Raw genomic sequence first — 18,569 nt, forward strand, 5'->3', positions numbered from 1 at the left:
TCAGAGAGAGAAGCCTAGGCTGCAAGCTTCTTAAGTACCGGCAAAACGCTTACCACCTTCGAGCAGCAGCTGTGAACTTTTTTAGTAGCAGCTGACGGTACCGGCCCGTTAGCCGATGCAGAGCTTCATTTTGGATAGTTTTTTCTATCCGGAATAGAAGAAGGGTGGAACCACGAACAGAGCTTCGTCCCTTTGGGATGAGGCTTTTTTTATTTGTTCAAAAAAACTACAGAAGAAAGCGTGGCATTTCAATGCTGAATTAATTATGAGGAAGTAAAACAGCATTGAAATCGACGCATCTTACAAAAGGAGAGAGTAAATATGTCAGACATGATCCAACTAACATTCCCTGATGGTGCAGCAAAGGAGTTTCCAAAAGGCACAACTACAGAAGAAATTGCTCAATCCATCTCACCAGGGCTTCGCAAGAAAGCATTGGCTGGTAAAGTGGGAGAGCAGTTAATCGACTTGAAATCACCGATCAATGAAGACGGCAGCATTGCCATCATCACTCCTGAGTCTGACGAAGCCATTGAAATTCTTCGTCATTCAACTGCCCACTTATTAGCTCAAGCGGTTAGACGCTTGTATCCAGATGCTAAATTTGGTGTCGGTCCGGTAATTGAAAATGGATTTTACTACGATATTGATTCTGAACAACCGATCACAGCTGAAAATCTGTCAGCAATTGAAAAAGAAATGAAAAAAATCATCAATGAAAACTTGGAAATTGTGCGTCTGGACGTTTCCCGGGCAGAAGCGCAAGAACGTTTCGCGGCTATCGAAGATCCGTATAAACTGGAACTTCTTGAAGCGATTCCGGAAGATGAGCAAGTGTCGATTTACGAGCAAGGCGAATTTTTCGACCTTTGCCGCGGCATCCACGTGCCATCAACTGGAAAATTAAAAGAATTTAAATTGCTGAGTGTCGCGGGAGCTTATTGGAGAGGCGATAGCGACAATAAAATGCTGCAGCGCATCTACGGTACTGCTTTCTTCAAAAAAGAAGACTTGAAAGAGCATTTGGCTTTCCTGGAAGAAGCAAAAGAACGCGACCATCGCAAAATCGGGAAAGAACTGAATTTATTCATGAACTCCCAAAAAGTTGGCCAAGGTTTGCCGATGTGGCTGCCAAAAGGTGCAACTATCCGCCGGATCATCGAGCGCTATATTGTCGACAAAGAAGAGCGCCTGGGCTATGACCACGTTTATACTCCGATAATGGGAAGCGTCGATTTGTACAAGACTAGCGGACACTGGGATCATTACCAGGAAGACATGTTCCCGGTTATGCAGATGGACAATGAAGAACTGGTATTGCGCCCGATGAACTGCCCGCACCATATGATGATTTATAAACAAGGTATCCATTCATACCGCAACTTGCCGATCCGAATCGCAGAGCTTGGCTTGATGCATCGCTACGAAATGTCTGGCGCTTTATCTGGCTTGCAGAGGGTGCGCGGCATGACATTGAACGATGCGCATATCTTTGTGCGCCCAGACCAAATTAAGGATGAGTTCAAACGTGTAGTCAATTTAGTGATTGAAGTATATAAAGACTTCGATATCAAAGATTATTCATTCCGTTTGTCTTACCGGGATCCAGCAGACAAAGAGAAATACTTCGACGATGATGCAATGTGGGAACGTGCACAGGCAATGCTGAAAGAAGCCATGGATGATTTAGGACTTCCTTATACTGAAGTGGAAGGCGAAGCGGCATTCTACGGGCCGAAAGTGGATGTCCAAGTGAAAACTGCCCTTGGAAAAGAAGAAACTTTGTCGACTGTCCAGCTTGATTTCCTTTTGCCTGAGCGCTTTGACCTTTCTTATATCGGAGAAGACGGCAAGCAGCACCGGCCGGTCGTTATCCACCGTGGCGTCGTTTCAACAATGGAACGTTTTGTAGCCTTCCTGATCGAAGAATATAAAGGAGCCTTCCCGACTTGGCTGGCTCCGGTGCAAGTGGAAGTAATTCCGGTTTCACTGGACGCCCACAGCAATTATGCAAAAGAAGTGCAGGAAAAACTGCAAAATCAGCGCTTGCGCGTCGATATTGATGAGCGCGATGAAAAATTAGGGTATAAAATCCGCGAAGCCCAAATGCAGAAAGTTCCTTATATGCTGGTCATCGGGGACCAGGAGCTGGAAAACGGATCGGTCAATGTCCGCAAATACGGAGAACAAAAATCCGAAAGCATGTCTTTTGACGACTTTTTGAAATTGATTCAAAGCGAACTTCGCTAAGAAGGTTGACATGCATATAGTAGCGTGATATTATAAATAAGGTTATAGAATACTTATATGTGCAAAGCAGGAGCACCCGCTTCTCACCTGATCGACCGATTGTTGGCAGGTATACACGATATTGACTTTTTCACGCTTTCGCGTGCTGTCATAATTTGCGGGTGGACCTCTGTGGTCCATCCGTTTTTGTTTTGGATCGGAACCTGTCAACCGGCAATCGTCGGTTTGAACATTTAAGCTATTCGCGACACTATCCGGAGGTGGATTAATATTAGCAAAGACATTAATGTAAACGAAGGTATTCGCGCACGTGAGCTACGGGTTATTGATCAGAACGGTGAACAACTCGGCATCAAAACACGTACCGAAGCACTTGAAATTGCTGGCCGTGTCAACTTGGATCTTGTACTAGTGGCTCCACAAGCTAAGCCACCGGTTGCACGCATCATGGACCATGGTAAGTTCAAGTTCGAACAGCAAAAGAAAGATCGTGAAATCCGCAAGAATCAAAAAGTCATCATCGTCAAAGAGGTTCGTTTGAGCCCTTCGATTGACGATCACGATTTCGATACGAAACTTCGCAATGCGATCAAGTTCCTTGAAAAAGGCGACAAAGTAAAAGCTTCAATCCGTTTTAAAGGCCGTGCAATTACGCACAAAGAAATCGGACAACGCGTTCTTGAGCGCTTCGCAGAAGCATGCAAAGAAGTGGCGACGGTTGAACAGCGCCCTAAAATGGATGGCCGCAGCATGTTCTTGATGCTTGCGCCACTACACGAAAAAGAATAATAGTACAATTGTTTAGGAGGAACTCGAAATGCCGAAAATGAAAAGCCACCGCGGTGCGATGAAACGTTTCAAGAAAACTGGAACTGGTAAAGTAAAACGCAACCGTTCACACACAAGCCACTTATTTGCAAACAAATCGACTAAGCAAAAGCGTCACCTTCGCAAAGGGAAACTTGTTTCTGCAGGCGATTTGAAACGCATCAAATCTTTGATCTACAACATGAAGTAAGAAAAGCGCAAGCGCCCGTATAGATTCGACGGGCATAAGACGAAGGGGCGAAGCGGCGCTTTTTGCCGCACAGGCACTTTGGCTTATGACCCCGAGAATCTGGGCGCTGCAGTCTAGACAAAATAAAAAATCGAATTTTTTATATTCAAGCAGGAGGTAATGGATTATGCCACGCGTAAAAGGTGGAACAGTGACGCGCCAGCGTCGTAAAAAGGTAATTAAATTAGCAAAAGGTTATTACGGTGCTAAGCACATTCAATATAAAGTAGCTAACCAACAAGTGATGAAATCTGGTAACTATGCTTACCGTGACCGTCGCAACAAAAAACGTGACTTCCGCAGATTGTGGATCACTCGTATCAACGCAGCAGCTCGTTTGAACGACATCTCTTACAGCCGTCTAATGCACGGTTTGAAAGTTGCTGGAATCGACATCAACCGCAAAATGCTAGCTGAAATCGCTGTATCTGATGCAGCTGCTTTCACTGCACTAGCTGACCAAGCTAAAAATGCAATGAACAAATAAAAAATCATAATGAAAAGACTGGCGAAAACTCGCCAGTCTTTTTCTTTGGAGGCATTCACATGTTTTTGATTATCCTTGGATATTTTGTGTTACTGTCTGTTCTGGCGTTTGCCATGATGTACATGGACAAAAAGCAGGCGCAGCGGCGTGGCCGGCGCATACCAGAAAAGAATTTATGGACTGCAGCCATTTTTGGCGGCGGCATTGGCGCTTACCTTGGCATGATGTTTTTCCGCCACAAAACGCGCCATACCAATTTCCGAGTGGGTTTCCTGATGCTTGCTGTGATTGATGCAGCGATTCTTGTATGGAGTTACCAAACGATTAACTGAGGGTGAACGCTCACCCTTGGTGTTTCATTAATTGTTCAATCGGATTTTTCCAATTGATTTGTGCTTTTGGATAATGCATCCTGATTTCTTTTTCCAGAAAATAAAAATCTTCTTTTGTAAATCCATGCAGTTTTTCGGGATTCTCAGCCCATACAAATATGGATGCTACTTCAAATGCCTCTTCTGTGGCTCCGATATACTTTTCTCCTTCAAAGACAACCCCGCGCATCGTAATGAAAAAATTCTTGCGGACATTATTCACATCATCATAAAAATAATAGGCGCCGTTTTTAACAGCTGCATCGAACTTCCGCGTTGGATCTAAAAGATAGCGGAACAAGTGGTAGATTAAGTAAAGTATAATGGCAATAACAATGAGGCGAATTAAAAAAGCCACATGAAGTCCCCCTGTCTCCAATTGTTCTAATGTATAATATACGGATGACAAGTATTATAGTTTCAAGATTTTATTTATATTAAGGAGTGTTTTTATGGAACTGAAAGAATTGTTTAAAATGCAGGAAGAATTAGACCGTTTTATCCAAACCAATCAAGGAATCTGTGAGGATGTTTTCCGGAAGAAAGGCTTGGCTTTGCTGGTGGAACTTGCGGAACTCGCCAATGAAACACGCTGCTTTAAGTTTTGGAGCACGAAAGGCCCATCAGACCGAGCAGTGATTTTGGAAGAATACGTGGATTCGATTCATTTTCTGCTGTCCGTCGGCATTGAAAAAGAATTAACGCATTTGAAAACTTGGCCAAAGCCGGTATCTGAAAAAGATTTGACCGAACTATTTTTAAGCACCCAATCGGCTATACATAAATTCATTGAAGATTATTCGATGGAAAATTATCAGGAAATCTGGAGCTGGTATGGAGCCATTGCAGTGGAGCTCGGATTTACATATGACGAAGTATTAAAAGCTTATATCGCCAAAAACCAAACCAATTACGACCGCCAAAATGAAGGGTATTAGTAGAATTTTTGATAATGCAAAGGTTTTCATTTATAATAAACAAGTAAACATTTAGGGAGGCGAACTAATGGCGAATATGGACGAAACATTAACGATGTTAAAAGAACTGACAGATGCGAATGGTATTGCTGGCAACGAACGGCAGCCGCGCGAAGTCATGAAAAAATACATAGCACCATTTGCAGATTCGGTGGAGACAGACGGTTTAGGAAGCTTGATTGCTCGGAAAGAAGGAGCAGCAGACGGCCCAAAAATCATGATAGCTGGACATTTGGATGAGATTGGCTTTATGATCTCTCAGATTGATGATCGAGGATTTTTGAAGTTCCAGACAGTCGGCGGCTGGTGGTCGCAAGTCATGCTGGCACAGCGCGTGACGATTACAACACGCAGCGGCAAAGAAATCATTGGCGTCATCGGTTCAAAACCGCCGCATATTTTAACGCCGGAAGCGCGTAAAAAGCCGGTTGAAATCAAAGATATGTTCATTGATATCGGCGCTTCCACACGTGAAGAAGCGAAAGAGTGGGGCGTCACACCAGGTGATATGGTTACACCGTATTTCGAATTCCACGTCATGAACAACGACAAAATGCTCATGGCAAAAGCTTGGGACAACCGTATTGGCTGCGCCATTGCAATTGATGTATTAAAAGGATTAAAAGGCGTTGATCATCCGAACATTGTTTACGGCGTTGGAGCTGCTCAGGAAGAAGTAGGTCTTCGTGGTGCGAAAACAGCAGCAGCTAAGATTCAGCCGGATATCGGTTTTGCGGTTGATGTCGGTATTGCAGGCGATACACCGGGAATCTCTTCCCAGGAATCCAACAGCAAAATGGGAGCCGGTCCGCAGATTCTGCTATATGATGCTTCAATGGTTTCCCACCGGGGCTTGCGTGAGCTGGTGCTCGATACTGCTGAAGAAGCCGGCATTCCGTATCAATTTGAAACAATGGCTGGCGGAGGAACGGATGCAGGTTCCATCCATTTGACAGCAAATGGTGTGCCATCACTTTCAATCGGAGTAGCGACACGCTATATCCACTCGCACGCAGGCATCCTCCACCGCGATGACTACGAGAATGCAGTCAAGCTGATCATCGAAGTGATTAAGAAATTGGATAAAGACACAGTTGCTCGCATTACGTTTGAGTGATGATTGAGATGAGACCTTCGCCTTTGGCGGAGGTTTTTTTGTTTCTGTTGGGGCGAGTGACCATAGAACAGTCTTGAGTGATCATAGAACTACCCGGAGCGATCATAGAGCGGCAAGAGTGATCATAGAACTACCCGGAGTGACCATAGAACACCTCTGAGTGATCATAAAAAATAAAAACCGAAAGATTATCGGAAATGATATAATTCATCTATCCAAGAAAGGAGGAAGATATGAAATCATCAAGAGTAGAAGCATTGCAAGGCGCAATTCGAAGGCTAAAAGTAGGCTCTCCCGATCATCTCTTTCTCGAAAAAGAGCTATTTAACACAGAAGCAGGAATAAGAGGTGAGCAGCGGTTGCGTAAAAAATTTATTGAATTTTATTTTCCGGAAGGATACGAAATTATCTGGAATAATTGTCTCTCTTTAAATCAATGGCCTATTCAGATTGATGGACTGTTATTGACGGAAAAAGTAGCAATTATTATCGAATCTAAAAATATCAGTGGCGAATTATATTTCGATAACGACACAAGAGAATTCTATCGTGTCGATACGACTGGTCTTAAAACAGTCATGGACAATCCGGCAATACAAGTAGAGAAACACATACGCTTCATGAAAGCGTGGTTCGCTGCACATTCTATACAGCTGCCTGTCGATGGACTACTGGTTTTTACTTCCAAGCAATCCGAACTCAAAACCCTCCCCAAAAATATCCGTACATGCAGACATCACCACATGATTGAACTGCTTTTTAAAATCATCAAAGAATACAAACCTCCAACCAACTTACGACCTTCCCTTGAATACACGAAGAATTTAATTGAAAGCAATCAGACGCCTTTTGTGCAAAAACCGATCTTAGTTCAATATTCTATAAAACCTGAACTGCTGGCTCGCGGAATTTTTTGTGAACACTGCGATACGCCGACTGTAGTAAAACATCTACGCAGCTGGCGATGTTTGCAATGCGGGCTTGTCGATAATCACAGTCCCGTGAGAGCCGTTCTCGAATATTTTTCATTATTTGGCGGACCAATTTCAAATCAAAATATCAGAGACTTTACTGGAATAAAAGATCGGCATGCTGTCAAACGGTTGCTTACTTTAAATGATTTTGAAAAAACCGGACAAAAAAGGCATAGCAGATATTCTCTGAAGTAAATAAGCGCTTCAAATTGAGCGAATGACCATAGAAAGCCGCTGAGTGATCATAGAATCACCTAGAGTGATCATAGAAGTGAAAAAAGTGATCATAGAACTGTCTTGAGCGCTCATAGACTCTCCAAAAGTGATCATAGAAAAATCCGGAAGCCATTTTTCACGCTTTTCGCCCGCGAAAAGCATCCATTTAACGCCCTTATCTATCTAAAGCGGCAAGAGGAGAAAGGGAAAGCCCATTCCAAGAAAAACGAACGGGCAAAACGGATTTGGAATAAATACGGCTTACCGGGACTTGCGTTGCTGGGTCCGATTCTCATCGGCACCCATATTGCGGCTTTCATCGGAATGACGCTTGGCGCGACAAAAAAGAATACGACACTTTGGCTGACGATCAGCATTGCCATGTGGACACTCTTTTTTGGACTCGCCACGGCATTCGGCTTCGACTTTTTTACGAAAAACTTGTAAGCTTTGCCAAGAATTGAGCTGCCAGATGGTAAGGGAGATAAGGTTTTATCTTATTCCCGTCGACTCTGCACGGGCACCTGCGCTTTTCTATATGCTATACTTGAGCTATTCTGAAATAAAGGCGTGAACCACATAATGAAAAGAATTGAATCCATTCAAAACTCACTAGTCAAGCATTGGAAAAAACTTGTCACTACCAGAAAAGAGCGCGATAAATTTGCGGAGTTTCTGGTTGAAGGCTTCCATTTGACAGAAGAGGCGTTGAAAAACAAGAATTTGATCAAGTCATTGATCGTCCGGGAAGGCGTTGACATACCGGATGACTGGGACGTGTCGGATGTCCCGCACTACTCGGTAACCGCAGCGGTGGCGAAAGAGATTTCTGAAACAGAGCATTCGCAGGGAATTTTCGCCCATTGCGCACAGCCCGAATTCACAGAAGACGAGCAGCAATCCTGGAGCAGATTATTGCTCATCGATGCTGTCCAGGACCCGGGTAATATCGGCACCATGATTCGCACTGCTTCAGCGAGCGGCATCGATGCGGTTGTTCTTGGAAAAGGCTGCGCTGATCCGTTCAATCCGAAAACGGTCCGTTCCGCGCAAGGTTCCCATTTCCAGATTCCTGTCATAAAAGGTGAATTGACCGAGTGGACGACTGCACTCAAAAACCGCAGCATTCCCATATTCGGGACTGCGTTAGTCAACGCGACGCCTGCTCATGAAGTAACGAGCCAGGAAGATTTCGCTTTGATTGTCGGCAATGAAGGCAGCGGCGTCGATCCGGTTTTATTGAATAAGACGGACCAGAACTTGGTGGTCCCTTTATACGGCGAAGCAGAATCACTGAATGTGGCTGTAGCTACCGGAATCCTGCTGTACAGCCTGGTGCCGAAAAACTAAGTTTGATTAAAGTTGCGGAATTTCGTATAATTGAGAAGTAAATAACAAAAGCTGTGACCGGGAAAAGTACGTTGCGAAGTTGCAAAAAGGGAGTCTGCGCCTTGACTGGAAGTGCGGATATGCAAAACGCCTCGGAAGTTCACCCCGCGAGCTGCCTGACGGGACCAGCAGACAATGCTGTAAAGACAGGCCGGTGAAGAGCCGTTATGTAAATGAGTGATTGCTATAGCGCAATAACTAGGGTGGTACCGCGAATAATGCCTCGTCCCTTTTTTGGGACGGGGCTTTTTTATGTTTAGAGGAGGAGAAAAAATGGAAGCACAATTGCAGGAACTAAAAACAGCTGCGCTGGAGAAAATTTCAGCGGCAACGAATGTGAAAGAATTGAACGATGTCCGTGTTGCCTATTTAGGCAAAAAAGGGCCGATTACGGATTTATTGAAAGGTATGGGGAAATTGCCGGCGGAAGAGCGCCCGAAAATGGGAGCTTTGGTCAATGTGATCCGCGAAGAAGTGACTGCTTCTCTTGAAGAGCGCATGGCGATTCTTGAAGAACAAGCGATCAATGAAAAACTGCAAAGTGAAACCATCGATATCACGTTGCCGGGACGCCCTGTAAAAACTGGCAATCCGCATCCGCTGACTCGCGTAGTTGAGGAAATTGAAGATTTATTCATTTCCATGGGCTATGAAGTCTCAGAAGGTCCGGAAGTGGAAAAAGACTATTACAACTTCGAAGCCCTCAACTTGCCAAAAGGACATCCGGCACGCGATATGCAGGATACCTTCTATATAACAGATGAAGTTTTGCTGCGTACGCATACTTCGCCTGTACAGGCACGCACAATGGAAATCAAAAAAGGGGAACCGTTCAAAATCATCTGTCCGGGGAAAGTGTACCGCCGCGACAGCGACGATGCAACACATTCCCACCAGTTCACGCAAATTGAAGGGCTGGTCATCGGCGAAGATATCCGCATGAGCGATTTGAAAGGGACTTTGCAAGTATTCGCAAAAAAAATGTTTGGCGATGACCGGGAAATCCGTCTGCGCCCAAGCTTTTTCCCGTTCACGGAGCCATCTGTTGAAATGGACATTTCTTGCTTCAAATGCGGCGGAAGCGGCTGCAACGTCTGCAAGAAAACCGGCTGGCTTGAAATTCTAGGTGCCGGCATGGTTCACCCGAACGTACTTGAAATGGCAGGCTATGATTCAAAACGCCTGACTGGATTTGCATTCGGCATGGGACCTGAACGGATCGCGATGCTGAAATACGGCGTGGAAGATATCCGCCATTTCTATACGAACGACGTCCGCTTTTTATCCCAATTCCAACGCACTGAAGTTTAAGGAGGAAATAAAACATGTTAGTATCCATTAAATGGCTGAAAGACTATGTAGATACACAAGACTTGGCACCTGCTGACCTTGGCGAAAAAATAACGCGTTCCGGCATCGAAGTCGATGCGGTAATCGACCGTTCACATGGCATCACAAATGTCGTGGTCGGCTATGTTGAATCATGCATCAAACACCCGGAAGCGGATAAATTATCGATCTGCCAAGTAGATGTCGGCGAAGAAACAACGCAGATCATCTGCGGCGCACCGAATATTGCAGCCGGGCAAAAAGTGATTGTGGCACGCCCTGGAGCTGTACTGCCAGACGGCATGAAAATTAAAAAAGCGAAGCTTCGCGGAGAAGATTCGAACGGTATGATCTGCTCTCTTCAAGAACTGGGAATTGAAGGGAAACTTGTGCCAAAAGCATATGCAGAAGGCATTTATGTCTTGTCGGAAGATGCCGAAGTTGGTTCTGATGTCATTATGAATTTTGATTTGAACGATACCGTATTAGAACTTGATTTGACGCCAAACCGTGCAGATGCCATGAGCATGCTCGGTGTTGCGTATGAAGTCGGCGCTATTTTATCGGAAGAAGTAAAACTGCCGGAAGCAACTTATACAGAATCAGCGGATACAGCGGAATCGATGCTGACATTGAACGTTGATGCACCGGATGCCAACCCGTTATATGTTGCTAAAGTGATCCGCAACATCGAAGTGAAGGAATCACCAATGTGGCTGCAGCAGCGCTTGATGGCTGCCGGAGTACGTCCTTTAAACAACGTAGTGGATGTTACGAACTATGTGTTGATGGAGTACGGCCAGCCGCTTCACGCATTCGACTACGATTCATTGAAAACCGGCAATATCACCGTAAGAAACGCCAAAGAAGGCGAAAAAATTACGACTTTGGATGACACGGAACGCGTATTATCTGCACATAACCTGGTGATCACAAACGGCGAAGAGCCTGTAGCGCTAGCTGGCGTCATGGGCGGCGCCAACTCGGAAGTCAGCGATTCGACAACGACCATCGTTATCGAATCCGCATATTTTGCATCAGGCTCAATCCGCCAGACGTCAAAAGACCACGGTTTGCGCAGCGATGCAAGTTCACGCTATGAAAAAGGGGTTGACCCGAACCGCGTCATTCCAGCAGCGGAACGTGCAGCGAGCTTGATCGCTGAACTTGCCGGCGGGGAAGTGCTTTCAGGATCGGTTATTTTCGATGTCCTTGACCGGGAAGAAAAAATTGTCACAGTTTCCCCGGACTTCATTAATGCACGCCTTGGCATGAAAATCCCGTTTGAAGACATGATGGAAATTCTCGAGCGTTTGAAATTCAATACAGACGCCGTCAATGGCCAGCTGGTCATCTCAGTGCCGACTCGCCGTCAGGACATTCAAATAGAAGAAGATATTGTAGAAGAAATTGCACGCTTGTATGGCTATGATGAAATTCCGGCTACTTTGCCGGAAACAGAAGCGACTCCGGGCGGCTTGACGCCGTACCAGGAAAAACGCCGCACCGTCCGCAGGTATTTGGAAGGCGCTGGACTTCTGCAAGCAACGACTTATTCACTGACGTCTGAGAAATCAGCAACTCAATTTGCGTTGACTGAAACGGAAACAACACAGCTGTTGATGCCGATGAGTGAAGAACGCAGCACTCTTCGCCAGAGCTTATTGCCGCATTTATTGGAATCGGTAACGTATAACACGGCTAGAAGAATGGATTCTGTCGCTATGTATGAAACCGGTGCAGTGTTCTTGAAAACGGAAGGCGAATTGCTGAACGAAGAAGAACATTTAGCCGTCGCCATGACTGGCCTGTGGCTGGACAATAGCTGGCAAGGCGAAAAGAAAGCCGTCGATTTCTTCGTATTGAAAGGCATTGTAGAAGGGCTGGCTGCTAAACTTGGAGTTGAGCTGGCATTTGAACGCGGCCAGATGGACGATTTGCATCCAGGGCGCACAGCATTTATCATGCTGAATGGCAACCGAGTAGGTGTCATCGGCCAGCTTCACCCGACTGAACAAAAAGCGCGCGACTTGAAAAATACGATTGTCATGGAATTGAACATGGCGGCGTTATTGAATGTTGAATCGGAAGCACTTGTCTACACGCCAGTGCCGCGTTATCCATCGATTTCACGTGACGTTGCTTTGGTCCTTTCGAAAATCGTTGAAGCAGGAACGATTGAAACAGTGATCCGCAATGCAGGCGGCAAACTGCTGAAAGATGTCCGTGTCTTCGACTTGTACGAAGGAGACAACCTGGAAGAAGGCAAAAAATCAGTGGCATTCTCACTGACGTACTTCGATCCGGAGAAAACGTTGACGGATGAAGAAGTAACGAACGTCCATGAGAAAGTTCTATCAGCTTTAACTGAAGTTGGCGCGGAACTGCGCAGCTAATGAAATAGGTAATTTGATTTAAGGGAAAAGCGGAATCTTTATGATTCCGCTTTTTTTTGTATAAGAAAATATAATTTATGGGTTTTTTATTACATTTATATTGATAAAAAGAACTATTTATATTTTTTTATTATGTTAAAATGGAAGTAATTAATTTTAAATTGGTTAAAAGGACATAGTTGAATGGAGGAGAAAAATTAAATGAAAGGCAAGTATCAAAATGAAGGCGGCATGACTTTGGTAGAGTTATTGGCAGCCCTTGTCCTTTTAGGGATAATTCTTGTGGCATTCATGTCATTCTTTACGCAATCGGCTAATTTTACTGCGCATAACCATGAAACTTTAACAGCGGTTCAAGTGGCTGAAGAAGTGGTGGCAGACGTTCGTGACTTGAGTGAAATTAGATCGTTAAAGGACCAAAAAGATTATAAGTTAGTAAGCAACTATATTGAAGATCGAACTACACATGAACAATATATTATCACTTTGACAGAAGAAATTATTGAGGTTCCTCGTCAAGATGACCCAACAAAAAAGTTAGTGCTTAAAAAAGCAATTATATCTGTAAAGTCAAGGTCGGGCTATGGAATCAACGAGCCTGAATTTAAAACTGAAATGTATTTGAAGAGGTGAAGCTATGAGAAGTGAAAAAGGTATGACATTAGTAGAACTTTTAGCAGCTCTAGCTCTAGCAGGAATTGTTACTGTGTTGATAGCTTCTGTTTTAACAAATGGGACAAACGCCTCGCAACGGACAGGAACTAAACAGCAATTACAACAAGAAGCTAATGTTATCGTTGAGAAAATACGAGCACATTACTTGCTAAATGAAAAAGATGCAGCAATTCCGGAAGAATTCTCTATTAAGGTAGATGGAAACAAATTGTTTATTACTGATGATACAGGAGTAGAAATCCAACTTTCCGAAGGCTTCGAATATGATTTAGATCCTGCTGCATTAAGCTCTTCACTTACTAAAAAAACAGTAACAATCAAAAGAACAGAGAGTTCTTTTTTTAATTTATTGATACGAGCAAAAGGTGCAGATTCTAATGATCCAAAGTTTAATGTAAATACGTCGTTTAGCAAATTGAATTAGGAGGAAAGATATGAAAGCGGTTAGAAGCGAAAAGGGATACGCATTATTAATGGTTTTAATGCTAGTTCTCCTATTTACTGTTCTAGGAATGGGTTTGCTTGCGATGAATATGAACGCTGCGAAACAATTTAATAAAAAAGAAGAACAAGTTCAAGCGAGGCACCAAGCGGAAATGGGGGTTATCCACTATGAGGCAGTTTTAAAAGACAAAATTGCAAGCTCTACTTCTAACGTTCTTACCTGTAATGACGTTGAGGCTTTATTAGGATCAAACAAAAAGTTAGAAAAAGGTATGTACAATGTGGTTGGAGTAGAAGCATCCGGTGCCTCTTGCAAGGAAATTGAAGCAGGTAAAACTTTGGAAATTAGTATTAAGAGTTTAGGAACCGTAAATGTTGATACTCAAAAGGAAGTAATAGCAAAATTTTATGCGAATAATATTGGGGGAGATTTAGAACAAGCTGAAGAATCTACGAATACAATTCAGCCACCTTTAGAAGAACCAGGTAGCGGAAAAAAAGTTGATTCGCTCTCTCTTACTAAACACTCAGGAACTGAAGCTTCCACTTTCTCTGACAATTTAACTATCAAATCGGTTCTATCTACAGGAACAGGTTTTGAAACAGTGCTAAAAGCAAAGAAGCATTTATTTATAAATGGAATCATAATGCCTGGAAATGTAGCTGGTCAAAGTATGAACTTGAATAATCACACGTGTATTGGAGTTGGGGGAAATTTTACAGCATTAACTCAAATTGACTGGGGTGGGCAAAGTTCTATTGAATTGCTTGTCAGGAAAGATGCTTACTTACCATCGGATATAATTAATTGGAAAGATGATAAGACTAAAGTTTTTGTTTTTGGAAACTTATATTTGCCACAGAACTATAAATATATAACGCATAACAAAAAAGTTGCTGAAAAAAGTGATGTGCATATATATATAGGAGGTAAAGTTTACCAAGAAAATAATCTGAAAAAATATACAGAAATTGTTAATCCGTTTCATAGTCTAAAAACAACTCAAATGAGACAAGCATATTCCCTAAGTTGCACAATTCCAGAAATGTTAGAGGAAAATGGAGATATTCCTAACTGGATGCTCCAAGATAATATAGACATAAGTTACCAATAGCATCGTTTGAGAAATCCGCAGACTTAGTGATTCTTAAGTATCATCGAATAAATTATTTAGTACGTAATACTTAAATATCTTCGGTTTCTTCCAGAGATATGGTAAAATAAGAATGTTCTAAAAATTTAAAGGGGTAATGAAAAAAGCTCAAGGATTTTCCTCAAGCTTTTCAAATAACTCGGATATCAATGAGACCTCTTTTTAAACGCCAAGTCTTTCGCTTTTTTCGTATTGGCAAAATGGACTTTCGTTATGGACTGCAAAAACGCCTCACCATGCTTCAGCAGAATCTTCGCTGCTGCTTCGTCGACGATTTTCCCTGCACCTTTTGGCAATGTGACGCCAGCTTTTTGGCTGAGTGCATCCATTTCTTCCAAAAATGCCACGCGCGCGATGATGGAGGCGCAAGCTACCGATACATGCAAACCTTCCGCTTTAGTGGAAAACAGCACGTTTTCGCGGATGATTTCCGCTTCGTTTTTAATATGGTTGTAATAGATGCCGCGCTCAGCAAATTGGTCAATTAAAATCGCTTCCGGTTTCTCAGGGGCAATTTTGCGCAAAACATGTTTTAATGCTTGATTATGCAGCAACGCTTTGATTTTTCCTTGTGACCAGTCTTTGCTTTGAACAGCATTGTATTTATCATTTTTTAAGGTCAATACACTATGAAGAAAGGCCGCTTTTAAGTCCGGTGCAATGATGCGCATATAATCATCAGTCAATTGTTTGGAGTCTTTTACTCCGAGTTCATGGGCAAGCGCGACTTTATCAGCCGGTACAAAACAAGCGGCAACTGTAATCGGACCGAAAAAATCGCCGGTTCCAGTTTCATCGGATCCGAGAACGGACTTATATGCGAAATCGGGCGGCAAAACATCGCCTTTAGTAGAGACCGTTTTAACAGCGGCAGGGGAGGTGGAACCCCATCTGGCAGCTTCGCGTTCAGCTCCTGCTCCTTGGAACATGACTTTGCCGGAATTATAAACGGTCACGACCGCGTCGGACAGTTTAGCGGTAAAGCGGATATACGGAGCTTTGGCTGCCACTTTTTTATTGTTATAATGATTGATGATCTGGAGGAGACTTTCCTCGGGAAGTTGAAGCACTGTGTTTGACATGGGTAAGTCTCCTTTCTTATAATTCACTTTCTGGATTAGTTCATGTTATGATTATGTATAGGATTTCTAAGGAGGGATGGAGCATTGGCAGAGGATCACAGAATTCGCACTTCAGTAAAGATATATGGCTATACTTATAAACTGGTTGGCACAGAAACATCCGCGCATATGCAATTAGTCGCATCGATGGTGGATGAGAAGATGCGTGAAATCCATGCGATGAACCCATCACTTGACAGTTCGAAGCTCGCTGTATTAACCGCTGTTAATATGGTACATGATAATCTTAAACTGAAAGAGCACGTAGAACAATTAGAAAATGAATTGAGAAAGTTGAAGGGTTGACGAACATGCTAGATATTATTTTACTGATTTTGTTGCTTGGCGGCATTATTGTTGGCGCCAAACGGGGACTCGTGCTCCAGCTGATTCATATGGTAGGCTTTATTGTCGCACTCGTCGTTGCTTATCTCTATTATAAACCTTTAGCCGACTACTTCGTGCTATGGGTGCCGTATCCGGTTGTCGGCGAAGATTCCCGGTTTACGATTGCCATTGAGCAGCTGGACCTGGATCAAACATTTTACCAGTTACTCGCCTTCGCATTAATTTTCTTTGTGGTTAAATTCGGATTGCAGTTGATTGCATCCATGTTTGATTTCCTGAAATATTTGCCGGTTCTTGGTTTCTTCAGCAAAATTCTAGGGGCGGTATTAGGTTTTGTCGAAGTGTACATACTGCTGTTCATCGTCATTTACGTATTTGCGCTGCTTCCGATGGATGCCGTTCAAAGCCAGCTCGAGAATTCAGGGATTGCCCAGTTCATGCTTGAACGGACACCGTATTTCTCAGAGAAAGTAAAAGAATGGTGGTATATTTATACGTAAGTAAGAACTTCTCTCTTACCGGGGGAAGTTTTTTTAAGTCTAAATACTGGAGGGCTCTGGATGAATAAAAAAATTATCATCAGAACACTTGAAAAAATTGCATTGTATATGGAGTTAAAAGGGGAAAACCCGTTTAAAGTATCGGCTTTCCGAAAAGCGGCACAAGCGCTTGAACTGGATCAGCGCAGTTTAGATGAACTGGAAGACGTGACCAAACTGAAAGGCATCGGCAAAGGAACCGGTGATGTCATTCTGGAATTGGTCGCTACGGGTAAATCTACGGTATTGGAAGAACTTCAAGCCGAAGTGCCAAAAGGGCTCGTACCATTGATGAAACTGCAAGGCATGGGCGGCAAAAAAATTGCCAAGCTCTATAAAGAACTGGGAATCGATTCTGCCGAAGCGCTGAAACAGGCGTGCCTTGACCATGAGATTCAGAAATTGCCTGGCTTCGGTCCGAAATCCGAAGAGAAGATTTTAAAGGAATTGACTGAATTCGACTCCAAACCAGGACGCCATCCCATCTGGAAAACGGAAGAAGCCGTGGAGTTTGTTGAGGATATACTGTCTAATATCGAAGGCATCAGTGAGTTTTCGGTAGCTGGAAGTTACCGGCGTACGAAAGAGACAAGCAAAGACCTCGACTTTATCGTTGCAACTGCCAATCCTGCTGCTGTAAAAGAACAATTGCTGGCTGCTCTTCCTATTCAGGAGACCATTGCCTCCGGCGACACGAAAGTTTCGGTGACAGTGGAATTCCAGGATCCGATTGACATTGATTTCCGCTTGGTGGCACCAGAAGAATTTGTCACAGCGTTACATCATTTCACAGGTTCAAAAGACCATAACGTGAAAATGCGGCAGCTCGCGAAATCGCAGAACAAGAAAATCAGTGAATACGGGGTTGAGCAAGAAGACGGGACGGTGGCAACGTTTGCATCCGAAACCGATTTCTATGCTCATTTTGGCTTGCCGTTCATTCCGCCGACCGTACGGGAAGACGGGCGCGAATTGGATCTTCTCGACGATATCCCGCTGATCGTCGATTTGCCGGATATCAAAGGCGATTTGCATATGCATACGACGTGGTCGGACGGCGCTCATTCGCTGACGGAAATGATTGATGCGTGCCGCAGCCGTAATTATAGCTATATGGTGATTACGGACCATTCAGAGTATCTGAAAGTCGCAAACGGCTTAACGCCGGAACGTTTATTAAAACAAAATGCAGAAATCCGTGAATTAAATCAGAAATACGACGATATCGAAGTGCTTTCCGGAACAGAAATGGATATTTTGCCGGACGGTTCACTCGATTTTGAGGATGAAGTGCTGGAACAGCTTGATTTTGTGATTGCCAGCATCCATTCCAGTTTCCAGCAGCCACGGGAACAGATCATGGAACGGATCTTGACGGCGATGAAAAATCCCCATGTGGATATGATTGCTCATCCGACGGGCCGCATTGTCGGCCAGCGTAGCGGCTATGACCCGGATATCGAGCAGCTGCTCGACTGGGCAAAAGAATACGGCAAAATTGTGGAATTGAATGCCAGTCCATACCGTTTGGACTTGGCAGTTGAACATCTGGAAATGGCTCAGGAAAAAGGGGTGCCTGTCGCCATTAATACGGATGCTCATGCGATTGAACAACTCGATGTAATGGCAATTGGCGTCCGCCATGCCCAAAAAGCATGGCTGAAAAAAGACAATGTCGTCAATACTTGGACATTGGAGAAATTGAAAGAATACCTGAAAAAATAG

The 18,569-nt window shown here is 43.8% G+C and carries 20 protein-coding genes and 2 other annotated features (1 of these 22 cut by a window edge); of the genes, 18 read left to right on the top strand and 2 right to left on the bottom strand.

Features of this window, described 5'->3' with window-relative positions:
* Nucleotides 1–195: a binding site (T-box leader), on the top strand; it begins 41 nt to the left of the window's first position.
* A gap of 126 nt (nucleotides 196–321) precedes the next feature.
* The 5 genes from thrS to QWY16_RS07355 all read left to right on the top strand — a co-directional run bounded on the left by thrS (nucleotide 322) and on the right by QWY16_RS07355 (nucleotide 4,126).
* Entirely contained in the window at nucleotides 322–2,250 is a 1,929-nt protein-coding gene (gene thrS / locus QWY16_RS07335; RefSeq protein ID WP_300992309.1) for a threonine--tRNA ligase, read from the top strand.
* A gap of 270 nt (nucleotides 2,251–2,520) precedes the next feature.
* Nucleotides 2,521–3,039 carry a translation initiation factor IF-3 gene (infC, locus tag QWY16_RS07340; RefSeq protein WP_300993334.1) on the top strand — a complete coding sequence of 173 codons (519 nt, stop codon included), beginning with the start codon at nucleotides 2,521–2,523 and terminating at the stop codon, nucleotides 3,037–3,039.
* A 28-nt stretch (nucleotides 3,040–3,067) separates the two neighbouring features.
* A complete protein-coding gene (gene rpmI, locus QWY16_RS07345; protein ID WP_033541514.1) occupies nucleotides 3,068–3,268 on the top strand; it encodes a 50S ribosomal protein L35 in 201 nt (66 codons plus the stop codon).
* Between the two features lie 166 nt (nucleotides 3,269–3,434).
* The gene (gene rplT, locus QWY16_RS07350) at nucleotides 3,435–3,794 is read left to right on the top strand and encodes a 50S ribosomal protein L20 (RefSeq protein WP_036804741.1); all 360 of its coding nucleotides are present in this window, start codon (nucleotides 3,435–3,437) and stop codon (nucleotides 3,792–3,794) included.
* 59 nt (nucleotides 3,795–3,853) lie between these two features.
* The gene (locus QWY16_RS07355) at nucleotides 3,854–4,126 is read left to right on the top strand and encodes a DUF1294 domain-containing protein (RefSeq protein WP_300992310.1); all 273 of its coding nucleotides are present in this window, start codon (nucleotides 3,854–3,856) and stop codon (nucleotides 4,124–4,126) included.
* A 10-nt stretch (nucleotides 4,127–4,136) separates the two neighbouring features.
* Here the strand turns inward: QWY16_RS07355 and QWY16_RS07360 are convergent, their stop codons facing one another.
* Entirely contained in the window at nucleotides 4,137–4,523 is a 387-nt protein-coding gene (locus tag QWY16_RS07360) for a sigma-w pathway protein ysdB (RefSeq protein WP_300992312.1), read from the bottom strand.
* Between the two features lie 94 nt (nucleotides 4,524–4,617).
* Between QWY16_RS07360 and QWY16_RS07365 the strand changes: the two genes are divergently transcribed.
* From QWY16_RS07365 to QWY16_RS07410, 10 genes are all read left to right on the top strand, one after another.
* Nucleotides 4,618–5,103, top strand: a complete 486-nt coding sequence (locus tag QWY16_RS07365) for a dUTP diphosphatase (protein ID WP_300992313.1) — start codon at nucleotides 4,618–4,620, stop codon at nucleotides 5,101–5,103.
* A gap of 67 nt (nucleotides 5,104–5,170) precedes the next feature.
* Complete coding sequence (locus tag QWY16_RS07370; RefSeq protein ID WP_300992314.1) at nucleotides 5,171–6,259, top strand: M42 family metallopeptidase; 1,089 nt, start codon at nucleotides 5,171–5,173, stop codon at nucleotides 6,257–6,259.
* A gap of 233 nt (nucleotides 6,260–6,492) precedes the next feature.
* Nucleotides 6,493–7,428: a nuclease-related domain-containing protein gene (locus QWY16_RS07375; protein ID WP_300992316.1), complete on the top strand. Its 936-nt coding sequence runs from the start codon at nucleotides 6,493–6,495 to the stop codon at nucleotides 7,426–7,428.
* A 141-nt stretch (nucleotides 7,429–7,569) separates the two neighbouring features.
* The gene (locus QWY16_RS07380) at nucleotides 7,570–7,896 is read left to right on the top strand and encodes a hypothetical protein (RefSeq protein ID WP_436837182.1); all 327 of its coding nucleotides are present in this window, start codon (nucleotides 7,570–7,572) and stop codon (nucleotides 7,894–7,896) included.
* A 135-nt stretch (nucleotides 7,897–8,031) separates the two neighbouring features.
* A complete protein-coding gene (locus tag QWY16_RS07385) occupies nucleotides 8,032–8,799 on the top strand; it encodes a TrmH family RNA methyltransferase (RefSeq protein WP_300992318.1) in 768 nt (255 codons plus the stop codon).
* A gap of 44 nt (nucleotides 8,800–8,843) precedes the next feature.
* Nucleotides 8,844–9,072 (top strand) — a binding site (T-box leader).
* Nucleotides 9,073–9,111: 39 nt separating this feature from the next.
* Nucleotides 9,112–10,149: a phenylalanine--tRNA ligase subunit alpha gene (pheS, locus tag QWY16_RS07390; protein ID WP_300992319.1), complete on the top strand. Its 1,038-nt coding sequence runs from the start codon at nucleotides 9,112–9,114 to the stop codon at nucleotides 10,147–10,149.
* A gap of 14 nt (nucleotides 10,150–10,163) precedes the next feature.
* The gene (gene pheT / locus QWY16_RS07395; protein ID WP_300992320.1) at nucleotides 10,164–12,563 is read left to right on the top strand and encodes a phenylalanine--tRNA ligase subunit beta; all 2,400 of its coding nucleotides are present in this window, start codon (nucleotides 10,164–10,166) and stop codon (nucleotides 12,561–12,563) included.
* Nucleotides 12,564–12,764: 201 nt separating this feature from the next.
* A complete protein-coding gene (locus QWY16_RS07400) occupies nucleotides 12,765–13,196 on the top strand; it encodes a prepilin-type N-terminal cleavage/methylation domain-containing protein (protein ID WP_300992321.1) in 432 nt (143 codons plus the stop codon).
* A 4-nt stretch (nucleotides 13,197–13,200) separates the two neighbouring features.
* On the top strand, nucleotides 13,201–13,662 hold the full coding sequence (locus tag QWY16_RS07405) for a prepilin-type N-terminal cleavage/methylation domain-containing protein (RefSeq protein WP_300992323.1): 462 nt from the start codon (nucleotides 13,201–13,203) through the stop codon (nucleotides 13,660–13,662).
* Between the two features lie 10 nt (nucleotides 13,663–13,672).
* Nucleotides 13,673–14,797: a hypothetical protein gene (locus tag QWY16_RS07410; protein WP_300992324.1), complete on the top strand. Its 1,125-nt coding sequence runs from the start codon at nucleotides 13,673–13,675 to the stop codon at nucleotides 14,795–14,797.
* Nucleotides 14,798–14,982: 185 nt separating this feature from the next.
* Here QWY16_RS07410 and rnhC read toward each other — a convergent pair whose 3' ends face one another.
* Nucleotides 14,983–15,918 (bottom strand): ribonuclease HIII, encoded by a 936-nt coding sequence (rnhC, locus tag QWY16_RS07415; protein WP_300992325.1) that lies wholly within the window; start codon nucleotides 15,916–15,918, stop codon nucleotides 14,983–14,985.
* An 84-nt stretch (nucleotides 15,919–16,002) separates the two neighbouring features.
* Between rnhC and zapA the strand changes: the two genes are divergently transcribed.
* The 3 genes from zapA to polX are packed head-to-tail and all read left to right on the top strand — an operon-like array spanning nucleotide 16,003 to nucleotide 18,569.
* Complete coding sequence (gene zapA, locus QWY16_RS07420) at nucleotides 16,003–16,263, top strand: cell division protein ZapA (RefSeq protein WP_300992326.1); 261 nt, start codon at nucleotides 16,003–16,005, stop codon at nucleotides 16,261–16,263.
* Between the two features lie 5 nt (nucleotides 16,264–16,268).
* Entirely contained in the window at nucleotides 16,269–16,805 is a 537-nt protein-coding gene (locus tag QWY16_RS07425) for a CvpA family protein (protein ID WP_300992327.1), read from the top strand.
* A gap of 60 nt (nucleotides 16,806–16,865) precedes the next feature.
* On the top strand, nucleotides 16,866–18,569 hold the full coding sequence (gene polX / locus QWY16_RS07430) for a DNA polymerase/3'-5' exonuclease PolX (protein ID WP_300992328.1): 1,704 nt from the start codon (nucleotides 16,866–16,868) through the stop codon (nucleotides 18,567–18,569).

Source organism: Planococcus shenhongbingii (genome assembly GCF_030413635.1).
Lineage (GTDB): Bacteria > Bacillota > Bacilli > Bacillales_A > Planococcaceae > Planococcus > Planococcus shenhongbingii.